This is a genomic window from Brasilonema bromeliae SPC951 (assembly GCF_012912135.1).
Lineage (GTDB): Bacteria > Cyanobacteriota > Cyanobacteriia > Cyanobacteriales > Nostocaceae > Brasilonema > Brasilonema bromeliae.
This window is the reverse complement of sequence record NZ_QMEB01000312.1, coordinates 1-6218: the sequence shown is the minus strand read 5'-3', so window position 1 is coordinate 6218 and position 6218 is coordinate 1. Positions and strand designations below refer to the sequence as shown.

Genomic DNA, 6218 nt, shown 5'->3' with positions numbered 1-6218 from the left:
CACCCCGACACCAACAACAGCCCAAACACCTCAAACTTCAGCTAGCGCTAAACCCACCCCGACACCAACAGCAACACCAACTCCAGCCAGCCCGACTCCCTCACCTTCTTCCGGTGAGTCACGAATGGTAGTGTTAGGAAATTCAGATTTTGCGATCAATGGCTTGTTCGACAAGCAACTTAATGGAGACGTGTTTCTCAACTCAGTCACTTGGCTGAGTCAGCAGGATCAACAACCTCTTTCCATTAGCCCAAAAGAAGTGAAAAACCGTCGCATCAACCTAACAGCAGCACAAGCCCTTCTTTTAGAGTTATCATCTCTGGTGATTTTACCTCTGATTGGGCTAGTGACGGCAGCTATTTTCTGGTGGATACGCAGATGAAATTACAGCGAACAACTTTAATTCTGATACTGCTAGCGCTTGGTTTAGGTGGTTTTGTTTACTTTCATGAAATTAAGAGTGAACCTGAACCAAAGGAAGTCAAGCAACAGCAAAAAATCTTTTCTTTCAAAGAGGATGACGTCCAGTCTTTGACAGTCAAAACTCAAAATCAGACTTTAAATCTGGAACGTACTGACAAGTCTGAAGAACCCAAGTGGATGATGAAATCTCCGGAAGTCGCCCCAGCAAGTAATGCTATTGTAGGTTATTTGATGAATTTGCTGGTGGAGGGAAAGAGCGATCGCATTGTATCCATCTCACCCAACCAGCTTGCAGAATTCGGCTTAGATCAGCCTCAAACAACTATCGATGTCAAACTAAAAAATCAGAAAACACATCAGTTGATTTTGGGTAAGCCTGACTTTAACCGCCGTTTCCTGTATGCTCAAACTGATCCTCAGAACAAACCAGGTAGCAATACTGATGTACTATTAGTATCTACAGATTTTGAAAATGCAGTTAATCGAGAACTGTCAGAGTGGAAACAACCCATAGATGATGGAAAAAAACCCACTCCCAATAACGATAAACCCATAGATGATGGGAAAAAACCCACTCCCAATAACGATAAACCCATAGATAATGGGAAAAAACCCACTCCCAATACTGATAAACCCATAGATAATGGGAAAAAACCCACTCCCAATACTGATAAACCAACTCCAGCAAACAGCAAATAACAGCTTTTATTATTTGAGATGATGGTATAGTTTATTTTCAAGAAACTTCACTCGTCATAACTACCACCTTTAGGTACGTTTATCAGTAAATCGATGATATCTTTATGCTTTTTTTGGAACTTCAGTAATTCCAAGTAAGCAAAAGGAACAATTATTGGCCACAAGATAGTAGCTATAACCAAAGCGATAGTAGAATAGAAGCGCTGCTGTGAATCCATGTCTTCATCGGCTAAAAAAAATACCAGCCATTGATTAAAAAAACAGGAAGCCATGATTAAGTAGACTAGAATTACAAGGTAAGTAATAAGCATTTGTGTCATGATAATATAGTTTGAAATAAAACCAAGTACAGCAGGAATCTTGCTTGACGTTTGTAACAAGACCCTAGTTCACATATATCATGTATTTTTTTTGAATGTTTCGTATAACGTCTAGCTTAAAGTACGACTCAGCTCTATTCTAGACAAAATAAAAAAGAGCAGTTATTCACTTTCCATAAAACCTGCTATCAAATTAGAAAGTTCTCTTCTATTAGTAATGTATATAAAATACTTTCACCAAGGGTAATTATACTGAAAAGATAGTTGACAAAAACTTGCTAGTCTTTAGAATGTGTTCATGATAAGTCCAACCGCAACACTACTCATTTCCTGTCCCGACCAAAGAGGATTGGTCGCGAAAATTGCCAACTTCATCTACGCTAATGGTGGTAATATTATCCATGCGGATCAGCATACAGACTTTGCAGCAGGGTTATTTCTCACTCGTATTGAGTGGCAGTTAGATGGGTTTAATTTGCCGCGTGACTTAATTGCACCAGCATTCAATGCCATTGCTCAACCATTGCAAGCTAAATGGGAATTGCACTTTTCTGATACTGTCCGGCGCATTGCTATTTGGGTGAGTCGTCAAGACCATTGTTTATTTGATTTAATTTGGCGACAACGTGCAAAAGAATTTGCTGCTGAGATACCTGTCATTATCAGCAATCATCCTGATTTAAAAGTAGTAGCAGAACAGTTTGATATCGACTATCACCACATCCCCATCATCAAGGAAAACAAACAGGAACAGGAAGCCAAGCAATTAGAATTACTACATCAGTACAAAATAGATTTAGTTGTCTTAGCAAAATATATGCAAATTATTAGTGGAGAATTTATCTCTAAATTCCCACAAATTATAAATATTCATCATTCATTTCTACCAGCTTTTGTTGGAGCAAATCCTTATCACAAAGCTTTTGAAAGAGGTGTAAAAATTATCGGTGCAACCTCTCATTATGTGACTGATCATTTAGATGCAGGACCAATTATTGAGCAAGATGTGGTACGAGTCAGTCACCGTGATGAAGTTGAGGATTTGATTAGAAAAGGAAAGGATTTGGAGCGAGTTGTTTTAGCAAGAGCAGTGCGTCTACATTTGCAGAATCGTGTATTAGTATATGGAAATAAAACAGTTGTATTTGAATGAAGACCTCACCCCGCCCTCCGGGCACCCCTCTCCTTATTAAGGAGAGGGGAGTGAGGTTCTTCGTTTTTTATAAGTATTCATCCGGACATGATATGAAACCCTTTATTTTAGATTTTAGATTTTGAATTTAATCCAAAATCTAAAATCTAAAATCTAAAATTGTCTCGGTCATTAGGAAGATTTAGGATTTGAGCCTGATTTAGAGGCATTTTCAATCAGGAAACCTAACAGATAGGTTATGGTAGCAGCACTGAAAGAAAATAGAGCAACAATAGCATCGCGGGGTAAAAAACCATCTAACCAACTACCTTGAATGCGAGAAACTGGAAAATCCTTATCTAAACCGATTTGAATTTGTTTTGTTCTTCCAGAAATACGGACTTCTAATCCCTTCTTGGGGACAATTTGTAAATGGCGTATACGTTCTATGTTGAGAGGAGTATTAGGTTCGTCTCCCATGAGAAACTGATTGGCTTTAATTTCCCGTTCCTGTTCTACCATGCGAATTTTGCCTTCCACGATTGTAGAAACAGTCACATCATCATTGATATCGCCAGTCCTATCGAGGTGTTGAAAATAGACATTTTTAGTATCTATCTTTTCCTGAAACCAGAGATTTGGGTCGTTTTTGTTAGATTCATCTAGGCTGAGATAGATATTGTTTTTCTGCTTTAACTCTAAATTGAGTTCTTTATTCTTTGGAGTTAATATAAATTCTAATGGCTGCTGTGTATCTAAATTATTTTGGTTAAATCCAGATATTTTGTAGTTTTCTAAAACAACCTTAATAGGTTTTTCTCCAAAATATATTTTTAATTCGTTTGGTTGTATTTGAGAAGTAGAACTCTGTTCCAGACCAAAAGCAAGTTGATGTTGTTTTTGAGAAAGGTTATATTTAAACCCAGAGACTTTTGTACCTGGTAGAATTCGCAATTCTGTAATGTCTAGATCACTGCCCTTCTGGTTCTTTACAGGTTCAATAACCAACTTACTATCACGATTCGGAAGCCGAATTTTTAGTGGTTTATTTAACTGATTAAGTTGGGGAAAAGAAGTGCTTTGAAATTCACCTGTGAAAGTTAGTTCGTTATTAATAACACCTTCAATGTCAAAATTGCGGATACTCCTCATAGAATCGAGAAAAAGTTTATCTTTGTCGCCATTATAAGTAAATGTCAATTCTTCAACAATCAGGTTACCTTCAAATATATGAGTTTTGGGGATAATAGCGGCAAGACCAAGGAGAACAAAAGCGAGAAAGAGTAATAGAACAAAAAGAACTAATTTTCTCTGTACTAAATACTTTCCTAGCTGATTGAATTTTTCAAAAATTAATGTTATAAAAACTCTTACACCAGACACAACCCACGCCACAATAGTTGTTATAGCTTGCCAAATTCCCCGCATTGCCCAACTGAAGAAAGGAGTAAGTTTTTGCCTAGTCTTTTGTCTACGTGCCATTGTTTTTTTATCCATTTCAGCTATTTCAGCCAGTTTGGGTTGTGTTCAAAAACAAATCTCCGCTCTATTCGTTGCGGGGGTTGACGAATTGGCTCGATATTAGCAATAATATGCAATTCATAACGTCCAGCAGAAGCATTGCGTCCATCCCAGTTAAAGACAATTTCACCGCTTCGAGCATTATTAAGCGGACTGCTGTAAACTCGTTTTCCATCGCGCAGGATTTCAAAGGTGGAGAATTTAGCACGACTGGGAGTAAAGAAAACAAATTCATACTTGCCAGAAGTGTTTCCGAGAATCACAGGTATATGGACTGATTCGGAACCCAAGTTGAAATATGCTAAGGCGCGGAGGGTATCTGGTAGTATGTTCTCTTTCTTGAGGACGTAAGTATCCCAACTGAAGCTATAGCCAGAACCATTGGGAGACAGGGAAGGGTTATCTAATTGATAATATTTCTCTAAAGATTGCAGCTTAACTTGTGGGTTGTTACCGCCATTGATTTGGGGAATTTGCATGAGGAGAGTTTCGCCATAGCTAGGAATGTTGCGGATGGCAATGGAAATCAGACGCAGGGTATTCCCGCTAATGGGTTCTCGCTGGATACCTTCGCAACGGTTGGGGGGGTTGCGACGGATATACTCTGTAGAGCGAGGGTTACCTGCTGGACAGGAAGCTTGAGCTTGAGCAGCAAGATTACTGAGAGTTAGTAGCAGTAGGCTGGTAAATAACCAGGGTTTGCACACCAATGACTTAACTATAGTCATTGCGACCGGAGGGAAGCAATCCCAACCCCCTGTTTTTAGTAGCGTGTGCGTAAATCCTAAAAAGATTTTGTCGTTCATAGCGCTAGACCCAAATTACGCAGTTTTTCCTTAATTACAGACATCGGATAAGCAAAAGCTAGTCCAGTATCAGAGTCGCGTTCAACAACAATGCCCAAAAGTTGATTATTCTTGGAGTTGATAACCGGACCACCGGAATAGCCAGGTTTAATTTTGACTGTAGATATCAACATTTTCGCGCTACTGTAGCTGCTAATTTCTCCTGCTTGCATTGCCCAAGGAACATCGTCGAAAGGATGACCTATGGTTCGGATGGACATTCCCCGATGAATGGAGTTTTGGGAGATGGGTAAGGGTTGGATATCTTTTGGTAAATTGCCAATGACTTCCAAAACAGCTATATCAATGGAATCATCTGGAGGAGTCATGAATAGGAGTTTGGCATCTCGCCGCATTCTGACTTTACCAGAAGGTGGTTGACTAAAAAATTCGACTTGAATATTTTTACCCTGTTGATTAGCATCCTTATCAAAAATGACGTGGCGATTGGTGACGATTAATGTCCGATTTCCTTCTCGCTTGATGACAATACCCGCACCGTTTTCACTTCCCAGTCTCTCGCGGGTGTTAAACTCAGCGGTGATAAATACCACAGGGCGTAAAATGGGTAGAGATGGCTCATTTTTGGGTAACCATGCTCTATCGTCTGATGCTTCAGTGACGTTACCGCTTTTTATACTTAATAACCGCTGTGCTTCTTTGAGGTTGTTGTTAGCGTAGACAAAATTAGGGTCAATTTTAGTAGCTTTCTCATACTCTGAAATTGCTTCTTTTAATTTCCCTTGCTGCTGGAGTACCAAGCCCAAACCAGTATGAGCCAAACTATGAGCGGTAGTTAGAGTTTCAAGCTTATACTCTGGTAAATTCAGTGCTTTGTTGAAAACAACAATTGCCGCATCGGGTTTCTTCTGTTGAGCCAGCACAAGACCCAGAGCGGTGTAAGCCAAACTACTCACAGCGGGGTCGAGTTGGATGGCTTTGTTGAAAGCAACATTTGCCGCATCGGGTTTCTTCTGTTGAGCCAGCACAATACCCAGAGCGATGTAAGCATAAGTATTGTTGGGGTCGAGTTGGATGGCTTTGTTGTAGGCGGCGATCGCTTGATCCAGTTTTTTCTGCTCAGACAGCGCTAAACCTAGATTATTGTAAGCATTAGCATAGTTGGGGGCCAGTTGGATGGCTTTGTTGTAGGTGGCGATCGCTTGATCCAGTTTTTTCTGGTCACTCAGCGCAATGCCCAGATTGTAGTAAGCCTTAGCATAGTTGGGGTCGAGTTGGATGGCTTTGTTGTAGGCGGCGATCGCTTGATCCAGTTTT

The 6218-nt window shown here is 39.9% G+C and carries 4 protein-coding genes and 2 pseudogenes; 3 read left to right on the top strand and 3 right to left on the bottom strand.

The annotated features are described in order from the left end of the window. From DP116_RS26350 to purU, 3 genes and pseudogenes are all read left to right on the top strand, one after another. Window positions 1-382, top strand: a pseudogene (locus DP116_RS26350) (ABC transporter); the annotation flags it as partial. Further along, window positions 379-975 (top strand): annotated as a pseudogene (locus DP116_RS26345) (DUF4340 domain-containing protein); the annotation flags it as partial. The pseudogenes DP116_RS26350 and DP116_RS26345, both read left to right, overlap by 4 nt. Window positions 976-1740: 765 nt before the next feature. Next, entirely contained in the window at window positions 1741-2595 is an 855-nt protein-coding gene (gene purU / locus DP116_RS26335; RefSeq protein WP_169157956.1) for a formyltetrahydrofolate deformylase, read from the top strand. A gap of 171 nt (window positions 2596-2766) precedes the next feature. Here purU and DP116_RS26330 read toward each other — a convergent pair whose 3' ends face one another. The 3 genes from DP116_RS26330 to DP116_RS26320 form a co-directional block, all read right to left on the bottom strand. Next, complete coding sequence (locus DP116_RS26330; protein ID WP_169157955.1) at window positions 2767-4071, bottom strand: hypothetical protein; 1305 nt, start codon at window positions 4069-4071, stop codon at window positions 2767-2769. Window positions 4072-4076: 5 nt separating this feature from the next. Next, window positions 4077-4901, bottom strand: a complete 825-nt coding sequence (locus DP116_RS26325) for a hypothetical protein (RefSeq protein ID WP_246275805.1) — start codon at window positions 4899-4901, stop codon at window positions 4077-4079. Then, window positions 4898-6218 (bottom strand): tetratricopeptide repeat protein (locus tag DP116_RS26320; protein ID WP_169157954.1); only part of this gene is annotated, 1321 nt, incomplete at its 5' end. The genes DP116_RS26325 and DP116_RS26320, both read right to left, overlap by 4 nt.

Excerpts from the sequence above, each read along its gene's own strand:
- DP116_RS26325 (WP_246275805.1), bottom strand. The coding sequence starts at position 4,901 with ATGAACGACAAAATCTTTTTAGGATTTACGCACACGCTACTAAAAACA.
- DP116_RS26330 (WP_169157955.1), bottom strand. The coding sequence starts at position 4,071 with ATGGATAAAAAAACAATGGCACGTAGACAAAAGACTAGGCAAAAACTT.
- purU (WP_169157956.1), top strand. The coding sequence starts at position 1,741 with ATGATAAGTCCAACCGCAACACTACTCATTTCCTGTCCCGACCAAAGA.